The sequence below is a fragment of the Nonomuraea sp. NPDC003201 genome (genome assembly GCF_053590415.1).
The window spans coordinates 1-16,728 of the sequence record NZ_JBSFTC010000252.1; the positions used below are offsets into that span (position 1 = coordinate 1).

Genomic DNA, 16,728 nt, shown 5'->3' on the forward strand with positions numbered 1-16,728 from the left:
AACTGCTCGGTCCTCGCAGTGAGTCGCGCTACGCGCGATGGAGCTCGGGCAGCGCCCTGTGGGGGCGAGCCCCCACACCCCCAGGCGGGGCCCTGCCGGTCCCCGCACCCCCCGGACGCGACCCCGATTACCGCGCGCTCGTCGGCGTTGACCTGCAGGCGTTTCGGCAGAAACGATCATCGGCGAATTCGGCTCACTCGACGTCCGCCCCCACCGTAGAGCCAGGCGGACCGGCTACCGGCCGCCTACCGCCGGGAGGACGTCCCCGAGCCAAAGTGAGCGGCTATCGAGAGAGGGTTCCCACTTGCTGAGAAATGCGCAGTAGGTAACCGTCCGGGTCCTGCACCGCGAACTGGCGCACGCCGACGGCGTCGACGCTGCGCTCATACCAGCGCTCTTCCAACGGCAACCACATCTCATAGCCCGCAGCAAGCAGCGTGGTGTGAACCTCGTCTACATCATCCACTTCGACAGTGAGGTTGATCCCACGCCCGTAGGGGTGGTCCAGCTCCGCGCGCGGGTAGAGACGGTCCTGGCCCAGCGGCTGCTCCAACATCAGGTCCGCCCCGTCACGCTCCAGGTAGGCGAATCGCTCCTGGGGTCGCTCGTAGCGAATCTTGAAGCCCAGCAAGCGATAGAAGGCCAAGCTGGCCTGGATGTCGGAGCAGATCAATTCAGGCACAAGTCGTGACATCTGGTCACTCTGGCAGTTCCCGAACACTCCAGCAAACGGTGGCCGGCCCGCGAGGAGAGGCGTATCGGTCGCCGGCCGAGGGCCGAGACGCCGTGCTGAGCGCCGTCCACATCGCGCCGCACTCCACCGTCCCGGTTCTCGCCGACCCGGTGCCGGCCGGTGCGGAGCGCCGTAAGCCAGGCGAACCATTTGTGCCGACCCCGCCTGACGCGGGCCCCGAAGACGGCCGAACCTCGTCTATGTCCTTGCTGCCCGGGCAACCTCGGTAGGGGCGAGTCCTGCCTGGGGAAATGGCAACATCATTCCCGCTGGTCGGCTCACATACCGTGCACGAATTCACAGGTTGGTCACCGAGAGCGGACATCGGCCTCTCATTAGGATCACCACCATGGAACCCCACGAGGGCACGCGCGGTGTTCTCTATGTGATCGCCTGCGCCGCACCTGCCGCCGCCGATCTCCATCACCTGGTCCCCATGGCTCGGGCAGCCAGGTGGCAGGTGCATGTGGTCACCACGCCGATGGGGGAACGCTTCGTCGATGTCCCGGAGTTGGAGCGTCTGACCGGTGACCTGGTCCGCAGCACGTACCGCATGCCAGAGGATCCCAAGGGTCTCCCTCCCGCCGACGCGGTGATCGTGGCTCCGGCGACGTTCAACACGATCAACAAGTGGGCGAACGGCATCGCCGACACCTTCGCCGTCGGGCTGCTGTGCGAGGTGATGGGGTTCGGCGTCCCGATCCTGGCCGTACCGCTGCTGAAGGACGCGCTCGCCCGGCACCTCGCGTTCCAGCGGAGCCTGGACACCCTTCGGGCGATGGGCGTGCGGGTCCTGTTCGATCCCGCCGCCCCGCCGCAGTCCCGCATGCCATCCTGGGAACGCATCATGCAGGAGCTACACGCCGTGGTCGGGGAGCGACAGACACAGGGGTGATGGCATGGACGCCCGAGGGGAGATCGGCCGGTGGATCGCTCGGGCACGTCGTCGCCGTGGACTGTCCCAAGCGGTCCTGTCCGGTCTCGTCGGCCGTTCCGAGAGCTGGCTGAGCCAGGTGGAGCGCGGGCAGCGCGCCGTGGACAACCACACCGTGCTCATCGCCCTCGCTGACATCCTCGGCCTGCCCGTGGACGAACTCACCGTGAAGAAGACGAACGCGATGACGCGCTACCAGGCAGCATCGGCCATCCAGCAGGCGATGATGGGCTACGACGGCCTCGCCTCCCTCATCAACCCCCAGCACACCCAAGGCTCCCCCGAGAGCGTCGTGTGGCTGCGGCACGAGATCCGCCGCGTGAACCGGCTCTACCAGGCCACCCATTACGACGAGGTCGGCAGGCGGTTGCCCCGCCTTATCGTGGCCACCGAACTGGGCAGCCGCCATGCCCCCGTCGCCCAGCGCCGGGCGTACCAAACCCTTCGCTCGCTGACCTACCACTCCGCGACCACGACCCTGCGCCGCGTGGGAGAGGCGGAACTCGCCTGGGTGGCCGCCGACCGCTCGCTGGCCGCCGCACAAGAAGCGGACAAACCCCTCCTCGCCGCCGTGAGCGCCTACCGGCTCGGCTACGTCCTGATACGGCTTCGCGAAACGGAACGCGCACTGCACCTGGTCCTCCAGGCGGCCGACGCGTTGCAGAGCGCCTCCAAGCGCCCCACGCCGCGCTCTCTGCCCATCGTGGGCGCGCTCTACCTGGTCGCCGTCACCGCCGCCGCTGCCGCGTACGACCAGGCCGCAGTGCGCACCTTCCTCGCGCAGGCCCGGCAGATCGCCGACACCCTCGGCGAAGACCGCAATGACTTCTGGACCGCCTTCGGCACAACCAACGTGACCATTCACGAGATCTCGGCGGCCGTCGAGTTCGGCGACACCCGGCAGGCGATCGGCAGCAGCGAAACCCTCAACCTGGCACACCTGTCCAACGGCCTGGTCGGACGCCGCGCCCAGGTGCATCTGGACCTCGCCCGTGCCTACGCCATGCAGCGCAAGGACGCCGCGTCGGTCAACATGCTCGTCGAAGCCGAACGGCTCTCACCCGAGCTTGTCCGCTACGGTGGCCGTCCCCGCGAAGTGCTGACTCAGTTGCTCAAGCGGGAGCATCGTGCCAGCACCCCGCAGCTTCGCGGGCTGGCTCACCGGGCGGGCATCGTCTGACCCGCACTTTTGTGCGGCTCCTTGACCTTCACCACCGTGCGGGTTCCGCCGTCGACCCGCACCTACGGTTCCTCCTGCGTGGCGTGACCCGAGGCCACGTCCCCCAACAGGAGGGAACGTCAGATGCGGCACGATCAGTCGAACGAGTGGAATCGGTGCGCCTGCTGCCCCGAGCCGCGTCAACCGGCCGGCCTCGAGCCCGTACGACGGCTGTCGGCGCCAAAAGCCGCTGACGAACTCCGTGCGGCCTTGGCGCGCATGGGGATCCCCGGCGACGTCCACGAAGGGCGCGGCCTCGCGCTGGTGTCGGTGTGGACCGGGCTCGTGGTGTGGACGGACGGCCTCTGGTACCGATGGTGGACGGGGCGCCGTTCCCAGACGGGCCGCTGGCTGTACGCACATCATTCCGCGTTCGAGCCGGAGCGGGCCGCGCGCAGGCTCGCTGCTCGATACGCCGAGCTCCGTGAAGCGCCGAGCATCGTGGCCGCAGGTGTGTCGTGACGGCTGGCGAAGGCTGCCTGAGTCCGCACGTACCCATGGCCCAACGTGATCACGTCCGGCTCACGTGGCTGGAACCATGTGGTGCCTTGGATCGCGTCCGCGTCGTGGCCTGGACCTGCACATGCCGAGCCGTGTTCTACGAGCTGTGCGAGGGCGGCGGCCAGACCCTCATCCGTCGCACCCTGCAGGCCGAAGCTGGGAACGTGGTTCACGAGACCCACCAGTGCTCGATCGTTGAAGCTCTCGCGATCTGGGCGGCACTGCTGTCAGGCCGAGCCCGGTAGACGGGCACGGCGGATGGGATCGCTCCGGATATCAACCGTCCCATCGCCGTGCCGCACCCCGTGGTCCATCACATCCCACAGCCGCTCTTCCACCGCACCCGAAAGTTGCCCCATTGCGCGTCCCGACCACGGTGTCAACGGGGCCCGATCCAGCAGGCCCACCTGGTGATCGGGCGCAAGTTCGGCGTTGTCCCGTCGGGCAACGACAGCCCCGCGGCACGCTGGTCCGCGGTGGGCATCAGTCGGCCCACCGCATAGCCGGTCAACGGGTGGGGGCGTCTGGCGAGCGGAGCGAGCGGGGGTTCGGGGTGGTCTCCAGCGGGCCAGACCGGTAACCGGGTCGCGGGCGGGCGATGGCGCCGAAGGCGCGGGGGGTTGCGCCGCCAGGCGCCCGAATAAGAAACGCCTGAGCCCCTCGGCGCGAAGCGCCTCCTCGAGAAGACCTTTTGCTCGGGGAGGGTGACGGCGGTAGGGCGCGGATGGTCAGGCGCCGGCGTTGACGGGGCAGGGGCGGGTGATGGTCGGGGCGAGGGAGTCGAGGCGGTTGCGGATGAGGCGGGCCACGCCCTCGATGGTCTGGATGCCCGCGTCCGGGCCCGGCTGGTAGTCGGTCTGGATCGACAGCAGCAGGTCGCGGCCCGGGCCCGAGATGCGGCCGTAGCTCGTCACGGCCCACGTGCCGGAGATGAACGGGCGTGGCGTCCAGCCGTTCTTCAGGGCCACCCGGTCTCCCGGGCGGGCGGCGGCGCTGACGCCCCATGACTGGTCCTTCTGGACGCGGGACATCAGGCCGAGCACCAGCCGGCGGTCGGCCGCGGTCAGATCGCCCTCTCGGCCCTTCCTGCCCTTGACCAGGAGTTTCAGGAGGCGGATGCGGTCGGCGGGGCTGGTGAGGGTGCCGCCCCAGAAGATGGCGGGTCCCGGTGTGGTCTCCGTCAGGCCCACGCTCTGGTAGAAGGCGCTCATCGCGGAGGAGGCGCCGACGCGGGACCACAGGGCGTCCGCGGCGAGGTTGTCGCTCTCCGTGATCATGAGGACGGCGAGGTCGCGTTCCTCCTCGTCCAGGTCGCGGGTGCGCTGGTGCAGGAGTGCCGTCAGGATGTCCACCTTGGCGCCGCTGGCGGTGATGATGTCGTTCTCGTGCTCTCCCTGCCCGAAATGGATCCCGGTGACCAGGTCCAGGGCGCCGTAGACGATGCGGCCCGGGCGCGTGCCTATGTAGGCGGAGATGTCGCGTACGAGCTGGATGCGGGCCGCGACCCCGGCGCGCGGGGCCGCGATCCTCAGCATGCAGCGGGCCACCTTCGGCGGCGGCTTGGCCGCCGCGGGGATGACGGCTGCCTGGTCGGCGCCGCATCCCGCGGTCAGGAGCAGCATCGGCCAGGCAAGCATCCACCTCGTACGCACGCGCCCACCTCCGAAAGATCGTCGGGGGTCGCAAGCGAGGATGTCATGCGGTGCGGATCAGGCCGTTGTGCTCGGTGGGTCTCTGGTCAAGTCTTCACAGGACCTTGCCGATCCGGGTGGTGGTTCAGAGGTGGTCGGCGAAGAAGGCGGTGGTGGTGGTCAGAGGTGATCGGTGAGGAAGGCGGCGGTGGCGTCCACGGCCTGCGTGACGTACGGTTCGCGGTCGTACAGGTCGATGTGCTGCTTGGCGTCCACCCAGACAAGCTGTTTCGGCTGGTCGAGGCGCCGGAACGCCTCCTCGGCCCCCTCGGGCGAGCAGAACCGGTCGATGACCCCGTGCACGATCAGCGCCGGCTTGGGCGACAGGAAGTCCGCTCCCATCATGTTGTCCATCGTGACCAGCTCCCGCACGCTCGCCCTGGTCACCGAGTTGGACCAGTGCGGCGAGGCGCCCCTTGAGGTGCCGTAGTACGCGTACGGCTCGTCGCCCGGCATGGCGGCCTCCCCCTCCTCCGGGGGCGAGGAGGAGACGACCGGCATGTACTCCACGGCGCCGCCCTGGTCCTGGCGTTCGAGGACGTCCGTGAAACCTGCCAGCGCCGCCTGGTAGTCCATGCCGGAGCGCATGCTGTACGGGTTGTTGTACGCGCCCGCGATACCGATAAATGTCCGGACTCGGGGGTCGAAGGCGGCGAACTTGAGCGCGTAGCCACCACCCAGACACACCCCCACCGCCCCGATCCGATCCCTGTCCACCTCGGCCCGCGACCGCAGGAACGACACCGCCCCCCGCAGGTCGCGCAGCTTGCCCTGCGGATCCTCGTCCAGGCGCGGAAGCCCTTCGGACTCCCCCCAGTTCCGGTGGTCGAAGGACAGCGTCACGTACCCCCGCTCGGCCAGCCGCTCCGCGTACAGACCTGTGACCTGGGAGCGCACCCCGGTGAACGGCCCCGTGAACACCAGAGCGGGCCACGGCCCCGCGCCGCCGGGGACCCGCAGGTCCCCGGCGAGCGTGAGGCCGTCGACCACGAACTCGATTCGCGTGGTCAGGATCACGAGTCGAACCCCAGCCCCATCCGGTCGAGCGCGCGCAGCCACAGGTTGCGCTTGCCCTGGTGCTGGTCGGCCTGCGCGATCGACCACCGGGTGAACTGGATGACCCCGGACCGCACCGGCTCCGGCGGGAACGGCATCGGCTTCTCCTTGACCATCCGCAGCTCGGTCCGCTCGGTGGACTCACCCGACAGCAGGTCGAGCATGACGTTCGCGCCGAAGCGGGTGGCGCCCACGCCCATCCCGGTGTAGCCGGTGGCGTAGGCCAGCCGACCGCCGTGCGCCTGGCCGTAGAAGGCGCTGAACCGGCTGCAGGTGTCGATCACCCCGCCCCACCGGTGGGTGAACCGTACCCCGTCGAGCTGGGGGAAGGTGTCGTAGAAGTGCTCGGCGAGCTTGACGAACGTCTCGTCGCGCTGCTCGTACTCGGGTTTGACCAGACCCCCGTTGTAGTAGACGGCGTCGTAGCCGCCCCACAGGATCCGGTTGTCGTCGGTCAGCCGGTAGTAGTGGAACTGGTTGCCCGAATCGCCCACGCCCTGCCGGTTGCGCCAGCCCACCTCGGCGAGCTGGTCGTCCGTCAGGGGCTCGGTCATCAGCGCGTAGTCGTACACGGGGACCACGAAGTGCTTGAGCCGCCGCAGCAGCGGCGGGAACACCCCGGTCCCCAGCGCCACCTGCCGCGCCGCGACCGCGCCGTACGGCGTGCGCAGCGTGATCGTCCTGCCGTCGTCGCGCAGCGAGCGGACCGGGGTGCGTTCGTGGACGCGCACCCCCAGCTTCAGGCACGCCTCCCGCAGCCCCCATGCCAGCCGCGCCGGGTCGAGCATGGCGCACCCGCTGCGCTCCCAGAGCCCGCCCAGGTAGGTCGGCGAGTTCACCTCGGCGCGCACCTGCTCCTGGTCGAGCGGCACGTAGTCGAGCCCCAGCTCGGAGATCGACTCCAGGTGCTCGCGCAGCCCGTCGAGCTGCCACGGCTCGGTGGCCACGTGCAGCTCCCCGGTGCGCTCGAAGGAGCAGTCGACGCCGTAGCGCTCCAGGGTCTGCTCGATCTCGTCGAGGTTGGCCACGCCCATGCGCTCCAGGCGCCCGATCTCGTCCGGCCACCGTTCCAGGCCGTTGGCCAGCCCGTGGGTGAGGGTCGCCATGCAGAACCCGCCGTTGCGGCCGGTGGCGGCCCAGCCGATCCTGCGTCCTTCGAGCAGGACGACGTCCAGGGACGGATCGCGTTCCTTGGCCATCAGGGCCGTCCACAGCCCTGAGAAGCCTCCGCCGACGACGACCAGGTCGGCGCTCGTTGTCTGGTCGAGCCGCGGTCGCGGCTCTGGTCTGGCCGGGCTGTCCAGCCAGTACGGCTTGCGCTCCGCGTCAGCAAGCGCCTTCAGCGGATCCACAAATCCCACTTCCCTACGAAGTTCGTGGAGGATATTTAGGTACGGCGCCGTGCCGCCACCGCGTTTCCGATCGCGATCAGCACCCCGATGCCGAAGATCAGCGTACCCATGACGTTGACCTGCGGTGGGATCCCGGTCTTGACCGCACCGACGATCCACAGGGGGAAGGTGACGGTCGAGCCGTTGACGAAGCTGGTGACCACGTAGTCGTCGATGGACAGAGCGAACGACAACATCGCGCCCGCCATCACGCCCGGCATGATCGACGGCAGCGTGACCTGCCTGAACGTCCCCCAGGCCGTCGCCCCCAGATCCCTGGCCGCTTCCTCCAGCGACGGGTCCAGCGTGACGATCCGCGCGCGTACCGTCACCACCACGAAGGACAGCGAGAACAGCACGTGGGAGACGATGATCGTGTTCGCGTCGCGCGGCACGTTCCCCGAGACGAACAGCGACAGCAGCGACGCGCCCATGACCAGCTCGGGTGTGGAGATGGCGGCGAAGACCAGGAAGTTCGTGACTCCCTTGCCGCGGAACCGGTGCCGTCCGATCGCCAGCCCCAGCATGGTGCCGATCACGACCGTGATGATCGTGCTGACCGCGGCGATCACCAGCGAGTTGCGCAGCGCCACGGTCAGGTCGGAGATGTCGAACAGCTCGGCGTACCAGCGGAGCGTGAAGCCCTGCCAGGAGGTGTTCGACTTGCTCTTCTTGTCGTTGAAGCCGAAGAGGATCATCACGGCGATCGGCGAGGACAGCCAGAGGATGATGATCCAGGTGTAGATGTGGAGAAGCCGGTCGCCGAGCCTGATCCCTCTCATCGGGCCGCCGCCTCGAGCACGTTCTCCGTCCCGAGCGCCCTGGCGTAGATGAAGATGCCCACCAGCAGCACCGCCATCAGCGTGAACGACAGGGCCGAGGCGGTCGGGTAGTTGAGGTTCGTCAGGTACTCGGTCTGGATGATGTTGCCGATCATCGTGTTGGCCGTGCCGCCGAGGATCTGCGCGTTGATCGGGTCGGCCGTGGCGGGCACGAAGGTCATCAGCACCCCCGCGAACACCCCCGGCAGCGACAGCGGCAGCACCACCCGCCGGAAGGCCGACGTCCGCGTGGCGTACAGGTCCTGGGCCGCCTCGATCACCCGCGGGTCCACCCGCTCCAGCGACACGTAGATCGGCAGGATCATGAACGGCAGGAAGTTGTACGTCAGCCCGCCCACCACCGCGACCGTCGTGGCCAGCACGTGGAAGTCCTCGGGCAGCAGCCCCCAGCCCTTCAGCGTGCCGAACAGGATGCCGTTGTCCGACAGCAGGAAGTTCCACGAGATCGTGCGCAGCACGAACGACACGAAGAACGGCAGCAACAGCAGGAACAGGTACACGGACTTGCGCGTGCCGCCCTTGAACGCGATCCAGTACGCCACCGGGTACCCGATCACCAGCATGGCCACGGTGGCCAGGCCGCCGTACAGCAGCGAGCGCACCAGCTGGGTGCTGTACCGGCCGAGCGCGTCGCTGTAGTTGGAGAAGCTGAACGTCATGGCGAAGCCGTCGATGGCGTTGCCGGTCTGCAGGGAGACCGAGGCCATCGCGGCCATGGGGACGACCAGGAAGATCGCCAGCCACATCCAGCTCGGCAGCGCCAGCAGATAAGGGGTGAGCCGCCTCATGCGCTACGCCTGGGTGATGGACTGGAAGATCGGGTTGTAGACCTGCTCCTGCTGCGTGGTCAGCGGGGTGTAGTTGTGCAGCTTGGCGTAGTCGGCCTCGGTGGGGAACATGAGCGGGCTGTCGATCATTTCCTCGAGGGACTTCTTGTCCTTGCCCTTGGCCGTCTTGGCCTTCTCCCTCAGCAGGTCCTGCACGGCCGGGACCGGCGTGACGTACTGGATGAACTCGTCCAGCTCGGCGGCCACGGCCGGCTGGTAGAGGTAGTCCATGAGCATGAGCGCGTCCACCGGGTTGGCCGCGTTCTTGGGGATGAGCATGTTGTCGGTCCAGATCGTGCCACCCTCCTCGGGCACCACGAACTTGACGGGCTCGCCGGCGAGCTGGCGCTGGAAGACGTCGCCCGACCAGGCCATGCTGATCCAGACGTCGCCCTTGGACACAGCGTCGATGTAGCTTTGATCGTAATATTTCCGGACAATTCCGGCGTCGCGCTGCGCCTTGAGCTTCTCCCCGGCCTTCTTCCAGTCCGCCTCGGTCGACTTCTCGGGCGCGATGCCCAGCGCGAACATGCCGAAGTTCCCGATCTCCTGGGCGTCGGCCATCATGCCGACCCGGCCCTTGTACTTGGGGTCGAACAGCGACTCGATGCTGGTGATGTCCTCGTTCACGTACTTGGTGTTGTACGCGATCCCGGTCACCCCCGACGTGTACGGCACCGTGTACTTGTTGCCGGGGTCGTAGGTCCGCTCCTTGTACTTCTGGCCGGCGTTGGCCTCGAAGTTCGGGAGCTGGGAGTGGTCGAGCGGCGTCACGTAGCCCAGCTCGATCATGTGCTGGAGCTGGACGCCGTTGGTCATGACGACGATGTCGTAGCCCAGCGACTGCCCCGCACGCAGCACGGGGTCGGCCTTGCCGAAGAACTCGGCGTTCTCCTGGATGACCTCTTTGTACTCGTACGAGATGCCGGTGGCCTGCTTGAACTTCTCCAGCGGGGCCTTGTCCTCGGGCATGTACTCGGGCCAGTTGGCGAAGACGACCTTGCCGTGCTTGGTCTGCTTGGCCCAGAAATCCTTGACCGCGTCGGCCTTCGGCGGCGCGGCCTTCTGTCCTTGGACGCCGCACGCGGCCAGCGCGAGCCCTGCGGCGGAGAACCCGGCGACCCGGAAGAAATCGCGACGGGAGCGGAGCATGGGGTGGTTCATGAGCTGCTATCGACTTCCAATCACATATGAGTGCTGCGCCTGCCACGACAGCCACACGGAGTCCCCCCGCTCCGCCGTGGCCGATGCGTCAAGCGCGTTCTGCTGGAACACAGTGATCTCGGCCCCGTCGGCGAGAGCCACCGTGTAGCTGTTGTAGGTCCCCAGGTAGACCACCTCGGCGACGGTGCCGCGCACGGCGCTCAGGCCCTGACCGGGCTCCACCGTGTCGATGGTGATCTTCTCGGGCCGCACGGTCACCGTCACGTCGCCGTCGTGCCCGGACACCAGCACCCGGCCGCCGCCGATCTTCAGCTCGCCGCCGCTCGCGGCGCCCGTGAGCAGGTTGGAGGTGCCGATGAAGCCGGCCACGAACGCGGTCGCGGGCCGCTCGTAGATCTCCCGCGGCCCGGCGAGCTGCTCGACCAGGCCGTCGTTCATGACGGCGATCCGGTCGCTCATGGTCAGCGCCTCGTTCTGGTCGTGGGTCACGTACACGAACGTGATCCCGACCTCGCGCTGGATGCGCTTGAGCTCGATCTGCATGGCCTGGCGCAGCTTGAGGTCGAGCGCGCCGAGCGGTTCGTCGAGCAGGAGCGCCCGCGGCCGGTTGACCAGCGCGCGGGCCAGCGCCACGCGCTGCTGCTGGCCGCCGGACATCTCGCGCGGGCGGCGCTTCTCCCTGCCGGTGAGGTCGACGATCTCCAGCATCTCGCCGACCCGCCGCTTGATCTCCTCCTGCGGCGTCTTGCGCTGCTTCAGCCCGAAGGCCACGTTGTCCCAGACGCTCATGTGCGGGAAGAGGGCGTAGGACTGGAAGACCATGTTGACGTCGCGCTTGTTGGGCGGGACGTCCGTGACGTCCTTGCCGTGCAGCCGCACCAGCCCCTTCGAGGGCGGTTCGAACCCCGCGATCATCCTCATGGTCGTGGTCTTGCCGCACCCGGACGGGCCGAGGAGGGAGAAGAACTCCCCCTCGGCGATGTCCAGGGTGATGCCTTTGACCGCCTGGACGACCTCGCCATGCGAGAGGTACTCCTTGACGACGTCCTCAAGCTCTATCGCATTCAGCTCAGTCATCCCAGCCGTTGTCCTATTCGCCGATGTAGTGCATGACGTGCTTGACCCGGGTGTAGTCGTGCAGGCCGAACACCGACAGGTCCTTGCCGTACCCGGAGTGCTTGAAGCCGCCGTGCGGCATCTCCGAGACGAACGGGATGTGCGTGTTGACCCAGACCACGCCGAAGTCGAGCCGGTTGGACATCCGCATGGCCCGGCCGTGGTCGGAGGTCCAGACCGAGCCGCTCAGGCCGTACTTCACGTCGTTGGCCTTGGCCAGCGCGTCGGCCTCGTCGGCGAACGTCTGGACGGTGATCACGGGGCCGAAGACCTCGTTCTGCACCATCTCGTCGTCCTGCTTGAGACCGTCGACGATCGTCGGCGCGAAGAAGTAGCCCTTCTCGCCGACCCGGTGACCGCCGGTGAGGACCTTGGCGTGCGCCGGGGTCCGGTCGATGAAGCCCTGGACCCTGGACAGCTGGTTCTCGTTGTTGAGCGGCCCGTAGAGCGCGTCCTCGTTGCCCAGGTCGCCGGTCACGGTGGCGGCGGCGGCCTCGGCGAGCGCGGCCACGAACTCGTCGTGCACGCTCTCGTGCACCAGCACGCGGCAGGCGGCGGTGCAGTCCTGGCCGGCGTTGTAGAGACCGGCGGTGGCGATGTCGGAGGCGGCCTTGCGCAGGTCCTTGACATCCTCGAACACCACGACCGGGGCCTTGCCGCCGAGCTCCAGGTGCACGCGCTTGAGGTCTTCGGCGGCGCTCTTGGCCACCGACATGCCCGCGCCGACCGAGCCGGTGATGGCGACCATGGAGGCGGTGGGGTGGCTCACCACGAGGGCGCCGGTCTCGCGGTCGCCGGTGACGACGTTGAAGACGCCCGCGGGCAGCACCGAGCCGAGGATCTCGGCCAGCTTGAGCGTGGAGGCCGGGGTGGTGTCGGACGGCTTGAGCACGACCGTGTTCCCGGCCGCCAGGGCCGGGGCGATCTTCCAGACCGCCATCATCATCGGGTAGTTCCACGGCGTGACCTGGCCGATCACACCGATCGGCTCGTGCCGGATGACGCTGGTGTGCTCGGCGAGGAACTCGCCGGCCGTGGGGCCCTCCAGGGTGCGCGCCGCGCCCGCGAAGAAGCGGAAGTGGTCGGCGGCCACCGGGGTCTCGTCCTCGGCCATCCGGGCCCGCGGCTTGCCGGTGTTGAGGCACTCCGCCTCGTTGATCTCGTCGGCCCGCGCGTCGATCGCGTCGGCGACCTTGAGCAGGAGGTTGGCCCGCTCACCCGGCGTGCTCCTGCCCCACGACTCGAACGCGGCGGCAGCGGCGGCGAAGGCGGCATCGACGTCCTCCGGGCCGGAGACAGGGGCCTGCAGGTAGGCCTCGCCTGTGCACGGGTCGATGATGTCGGAGAACTTGCCGCTCTTGGCGTCCACGAACTCACCATTGATGAAGTTCTGTAGACGGATCATGCGCCCTCCAAGTGGGTGGCTGAGATGCCGCGACTCTTACAGAGCAGGTGCATCTCGACAAGGGATTTCGTGGTGAAGATACCAAATTGCTACGAATTCGCTTGACAGGCCGCCAGGAACTGACAACATGTCGCACCAGGACGGCAACTCAGCGGGAACGCACCCGTAACGCCGGACCAGTAGGAGGATTCCGTCGATGACGACGCCGCCCCGCGTACGCCGCAACAACGCCAATGCCGGGCCGGTGGTGCTCGACGATCTGTCCAAGCAGATCATCGAGCAGCTCCAGTCCGACGGGCGTATGCCGTACGCGGCGATCGGGAAGGCGGTGGGCCTGTCGGAGGCCGCCGTGCGTCAGCGCGTCCAGCGGCTGCAGGACGCGGGCGTCATGCAGATCGTCGCGGTCACCGACCCGCTGACGCTCGGATTCCCGCGGCAGGCCATGATCGGCATCAACTGCGAGGGCGACCTGGAGGCCGTGGCCGACGAGCTCGCGGCCATCGACGAGATCGACTACGTGGTCCTCACGGCGGGCTCCTTCGACGTGATCGTCGAGGTGGTCTGCGAGGGCGACGGTCACCTGCTGGAGATCCTCAGCAAGATCCGCGCCATCCCCGCCGTGCGGGCCACGGAATCGTTCGTCTATCTCAAGCTGCGTAAGCAGACCTACTCCTGGGGCACTCGCTAGCCCACCGTCTCCACGATGGGCAGGATCGGCGTGTCGGCCGTGCGCACCAGGCGCGGGCCCTCGGGACCGCACACCTCGCGGGGCTCCGGGAACGCCGTCAGCAGCGCCAGATAGAGCACGCCCGCGACGGCCAGGCCCACCGGCAGCGAGATGTCCACTCCCCCGGCCAGGTTACCCAGCGGGCCGACGAACTGGCCCGGCAGGTTCACGAACAGCAGCGCGAGGCCCGCGGAGACGAGCCAGGCGGCCAGCCCGCGCCAGTTCCAGCCGTGCGCGAACCAGTAGCGGCCGCCGCGCTGGCGCCGGTTGAAGACCTGGAGCGCCTCGGGGTCGTACCAGCCCCTGCGGGTCACGTAGCCGAGCATCATGATCACCATCCACGGCGCCGTGCACGTGATGATCAGCGTGGCGAACGTGGAGATGCTCTGGGTGAGGTTCGCGGCGAAGCGGCCGATGAAGATGAACACGATCGACAGCGTGCCGATGAACACCGTCGCCTGCACCCGGGAGAAGCGGGTGAAGACGCTGGAGAAGTCGAGCCCGGTGCCGTAGAGGGAGGTCGTGCCGGTGGACATGCCGCCGATCAGGGCGATCAGGCAGACCGGTACGAAGTACCAGCCGGGCGAGACGGCCAGCAGCCCGCCGACGTAGTTGGGGGCGGCCGGGTCCATGTAGTCGGCGGCCTTGGTCGCGATGATCGAGGCGGTGGTCAGGCCGAACAGGAACGGCAGGATGGTGGCGAGCTGCGCCAGGAAGGCGGCGGCCATCACCCGGGACTTCGGCGTCGTGGCCGGGATGTACCTGGACCAGTCGCCCAGGAATGCGCCGAACGACACGGGGTTCGACAGCACGATCAGCGCCGCGCCGATGAACGACGGCCAGAACAGCGGGTCGCCGGCCGGGAGCGTGCCCGGATAGGACGGGTCGAAGTCCCCGGCGAAGGCGAACGCCCCCAGGATGAACAGCAGCGACGCCGCCGCGACCGCGATCTTGTTGACGAACAGCATGAAGCGGAAGCCGTACACGCAGACGATCAGCACGAGGACGGCGAAGAGCGCGTACGCGACGCCGTACGACAGGTCGGTGTCGGGCAGCCCGGCCAGCAGGTGGGCGCCGCCGACCAGCGCGTCCCCCGACGACCACACCGAGATCGAGAAGAACGCGATCGCGGTCAGCAGCGACAGGAACGAGCCCACGACCCGGCCGTGCACGCCCAGGTGGGCGGAGGAGGAGACGGCGTTGTTGGTGCCGTTGAGCGGCCCGAACAGCGACAGCGGCGCCAGGATCAGCGCGCCGACCACGAGCCCGAGCACGGTCGCGGCCAGCCCCTGCCAGAACGACAGGCCGAACAGGATGGGGAAGGCGCCGAGCACGCAGGTGGCGAAGGTGTTCGCGCCTCCGAACGCCAGCCGGAACAGGTCGATCGGGCGCGCGTTGCGGTCCGCGTCGGGGATGCGCTCGACCCCGTACGTCTCGATCTCGGTGAGACTCATGCTTGCTCCTGCAACGCCAGCAGGCTGACGAGGTCGTAGGCCACGTGGGAGGCGGCGATCGAGGTGATCTCCGCATGGTCGTACGCCGGGGCCACCTCGACGACGTCGGCCCCGACCAGGTTGCGGCCGGCCAGGCCGCGCAGGATCTCCAGCAGTTCCCGGCTGGTGAGGCCGCCCGCCTCCGGCGTCCCCGTGCCCGGGGCGTGGGCCGGGTCCAGCACGTCGATGTCGACGGACACGTACAGGGGCCGGTCGCCGATGCGCTGCCGCAGCACGTCGATCACCTCGTCGAGGCCGCGCCGCAGCACGTCGGCCGCCGTCAGGATGCCGAACCCGAGCCGCCGGTCGTCCTCGAGGTCCTTCTTGCCGTACAGCGGGCCCCTGATCCCGACGTGGCTGACGGCCTCGGTGTCCAGCAGGCCCTCCTCCACCGCCCGCCGGAACGGGGTGCCGTGCGTGTACTCGGCGCCGAAATAGGTGTCCCAGGTGTCGAGGTGGGCGTCGAAGTGCAGCAGCGCCACCGGGCCGTGCTTCCTGGCCACGGACCGCAGCAGCGGCAGCGCGATCGTGTGGTCGCCGCCGATCGCGACGAGCTTGGCGTCGATCGAGTCCGCCGCGCCCTCGATGCTCTCGATGGCCGCCCCGATGTCGAACGGGTTGGCCGCGATGTCACCGGCGTCGACCACCTGCGCCCGCTCGAACGGCGAGACGTCCAGCCCCGGGTGGTACGGCCGCAGCAGCCGGGAGGCCTCCCGGACCGCGGCCGGGCCGAACCTGGCGCCGGGCCGGTAGGACACGCCCGTGTCGAACGGCACGCCCACGACCGCCACGTCGGCCCGCTCGACCTGGTCGAGCCTGGGCAGGCGGGCGAAGGTGGCGAGCCCGGCGAAACGCGGGACCTGAGAGGAGTCGACAGGGCCAAGGTTCATGCGGCCCAGTGTTCGTCATGCCTCTGACCTGCGGCAATTGTAGAACCAACGAAGTCACACGGTGTGTGTTGTGGGTGGCCACAAGCAGGTCGTCACCCGGGTTTGGCACCGGCCGAAAACCGAGCCGTATTCACCGGCATTTCATTCGGGCAAAGCGCCGTCGTATGATCTCGGCAGCAGCCTAGGAGGGACTCTCTATGGGGGAACCGGCTCACGCGGTTGGCACCGGGCTTGCGGAGCTGACTGACATGACGCTGCTCCAACTGACCGAACTCGACGACGCCACCCTCGACGGGCTGGTGAGCAAGATCCTCGGGCGAAGGGGGCCGTGGGATCGGCTGTGGCAGGAGGATGCCAACAACGGTGCCGTCCCGTGCGATGGCTGAACGAGTGTTCGGCCGCTGAGACGTACGAGATCTGCCACCGCCTGGTCGACGACGACCTCACCTCCGAGCTGCTGACCCGGCTCCGGGAGATCCAGCTCCACAGGAATCAGCTGCTCGTGGAGGCCGTGCGGCGGCAGGTGCGCGGGACGGACGCCGATGCCGCGTTCCGCGCGCTGGCCGAGCTGCAGGAGAGCGATCCGCGGCTCATGGCGGAGCTGCTGGTGCTCCCCCAGGTGGGCTGCTGGGCGGTCGACTGCCTGCGGCGGCTGCGCGACGGCGAGGATCCGGACCTCGGCTATCTCGTCTCCTTCGGCGCCGGCGCGGCGCTGCGGGCCGGGCGGCGGCCGCCGCCC

Annotated in this window: 17 protein-coding genes; 6 read left to right on the plus strand and 11 right to left on the minus strand. The window is 68.5% G+C overall.

The window, feature by feature from the left end:
• Positions 1 to 283: 283 nt before the first annotated feature.
• Positions 284 to 694 (minus strand): bleomycin resistance protein, encoded by a 411-nt coding sequence (locus ACWDX9_RS47245; RefSeq protein ID WP_449967124.1) that lies wholly within the window; start codon positions 692 to 694, stop codon positions 284 to 286.
• Positions 695 to 1,082: 388 nt separating this feature from the next.
• On the opposite strand from ACWDX9_RS47245, the gene ACWDX9_RS47250 reads away from it, so the two are divergent.
• From ACWDX9_RS47250 to ACWDX9_RS47260, 3 genes are all read left to right on the plus strand, one after another.
• Positions 1,083 to 1,628: a flavoprotein gene (locus ACWDX9_RS47250; RefSeq protein WP_449967127.1), complete on the plus strand. Its 546-nt coding sequence runs from the start codon at positions 1,083 to 1,085 to the stop codon at positions 1,626 to 1,628.
• Between the two features lie 4 nt (positions 1,629 to 1,632).
• Positions 1,633 to 2,847 carry a helix-turn-helix domain-containing protein gene (locus tag ACWDX9_RS47255; protein ID WP_449967130.1) on the plus strand — a complete coding sequence of 405 codons (1,215 nt, stop codon included), beginning with the start codon at positions 1,633 to 1,635 and terminating at the stop codon, positions 2,845 to 2,847.
• Positions 2,848 to 3,105: 258 nt separating this feature from the next.
• Positions 3,106 to 3,348, plus strand: a complete 243-nt coding sequence (locus tag ACWDX9_RS47260) for a hypothetical protein (protein ID WP_449967133.1) — start codon at positions 3,106 to 3,108, stop codon at positions 3,346 to 3,348.
• Positions 3,349 to 4,115: 767 nt separating this feature from the next.
• Here the strand turns inward: ACWDX9_RS47260 and ACWDX9_RS47265 are convergent.
• From ACWDX9_RS47265 to ACWDX9_RS47300, 8 genes are all read right to left on the minus strand, one after another.
• Positions 4,116 to 5,039, minus strand: coding sequence for a serine hydrolase (locus ACWDX9_RS47265; RefSeq protein WP_449967136.1), 924 nt, complete (start codon positions 5,037 to 5,039; stop codon positions 4,116 to 4,118).
• A gap of 159 nt (positions 5,040 to 5,198) precedes the next feature.
• On the minus strand, positions 5,199 to 6,095 hold the full coding sequence (locus ACWDX9_RS47270; RefSeq protein ID WP_449967139.1) for an alpha/beta hydrolase: 897 nt from the start codon (positions 6,093 to 6,095) through the stop codon (positions 5,199 to 5,201).
• Positions 6,092 to 7,486, minus strand: a complete 1,395-nt coding sequence (locus ACWDX9_RS47275; protein ID WP_449967141.1) for an NAD(P)/FAD-dependent oxidoreductase — start codon at positions 7,484 to 7,486, stop codon at positions 6,092 to 6,094. The genes ACWDX9_RS47270 and ACWDX9_RS47275 overlap by 4 nt, the downstream gene beginning before the upstream one ends.
• 35 nt (positions 7,487 to 7,521) lie before the next feature.
• On the minus strand, positions 7,522 to 8,307 hold the full coding sequence (locus ACWDX9_RS47280; protein ID WP_350738949.1) for an ABC transporter permease: 786 nt from the start codon (positions 8,305 to 8,307) through the stop codon (positions 7,522 to 7,524).
• Positions 8,304 to 9,155: an ABC transporter permease gene (locus tag ACWDX9_RS47285; protein ID WP_350738952.1), complete on the minus strand. Its 852-nt coding sequence runs from the start codon at positions 9,153 to 9,155 to the stop codon at positions 8,304 to 8,306. The genes ACWDX9_RS47280 and ACWDX9_RS47285 overlap by 4 nt, the downstream gene beginning before the upstream one ends.
• A gap of 3 nt (positions 9,156 to 9,158) precedes the next feature.
• Complete coding sequence (locus ACWDX9_RS47290; RefSeq protein WP_449967145.1) at positions 9,159 to 10,346, minus strand: ABC transporter substrate-binding protein; 1,188 nt, start codon at positions 10,344 to 10,346, stop codon at positions 9,159 to 9,161.
• Positions 10,347 to 10,364: 18 nt separating this feature from the next.
• A complete protein-coding gene (locus ACWDX9_RS47295) occupies positions 10,365 to 11,435 on the minus strand; it encodes an ABC transporter ATP-binding protein (protein WP_449967148.1) in 1,071 nt (356 codons plus the stop codon).
• Positions 11,436 to 11,448: 13 nt separating this feature from the next.
• A complete protein-coding gene (locus tag ACWDX9_RS47300) occupies positions 11,449 to 12,879 on the minus strand; it encodes a gamma-aminobutyraldehyde dehydrogenase (RefSeq protein ID WP_449967150.1) in 1,431 nt (476 codons plus the stop codon).
• A gap of 196 nt (positions 12,880 to 13,075) precedes the next feature.
• Between ACWDX9_RS47300 and ACWDX9_RS47305 the strand changes: the two genes are divergently transcribed.
• Entirely contained in the window at positions 13,076 to 13,567 is a 492-nt protein-coding gene (locus ACWDX9_RS47305) for an Lrp/AsnC family transcriptional regulator (protein WP_350738965.1), read from the plus strand.
• Here ACWDX9_RS47305 and ACWDX9_RS47310 read toward each other — a convergent pair.
• Positions 13,564 to 15,060 (minus strand): purine-cytosine permease family protein, encoded by a 1,497-nt coding sequence (locus tag ACWDX9_RS47310; RefSeq protein WP_449967152.1) that lies wholly within the window; start codon positions 15,058 to 15,060, stop codon positions 13,564 to 13,566. The genes ACWDX9_RS47305 and ACWDX9_RS47310 overlap by 4 nt on opposite strands.
• Complete coding sequence (speB, locus tag ACWDX9_RS47315; RefSeq protein WP_449967155.1) at positions 15,057 to 15,989, minus strand: agmatinase; 933 nt, start codon at positions 15,987 to 15,989, stop codon at positions 15,057 to 15,059. Before speB ends, ACWDX9_RS47310 begins: the two co-directional genes overlap by 4 nt.
• A gap of 248 nt (positions 15,990 to 16,237) precedes the next feature.
• Here speB and ACWDX9_RS47320 point away from each other — a divergent pair, with 248 nt between their 5' ends.
• Together ACWDX9_RS47320 and ACWDX9_RS47325 are read left to right on the plus strand one after the other, a co-directional pair.
• Positions 16,238 to 16,375, plus strand: coding sequence for a hypothetical protein (locus ACWDX9_RS47320; RefSeq protein WP_350738974.1), 138 nt, complete (start codon positions 16,238 to 16,240; stop codon positions 16,373 to 16,375).
• A partial coding sequence (locus ACWDX9_RS47325) for a hypothetical protein (RefSeq protein WP_449967158.1) occupies positions 16,363 to 16,728 on the plus strand: 366 nt, incomplete at its 3' end. The genes ACWDX9_RS47320 and ACWDX9_RS47325, both read left to right, overlap by 13 nt.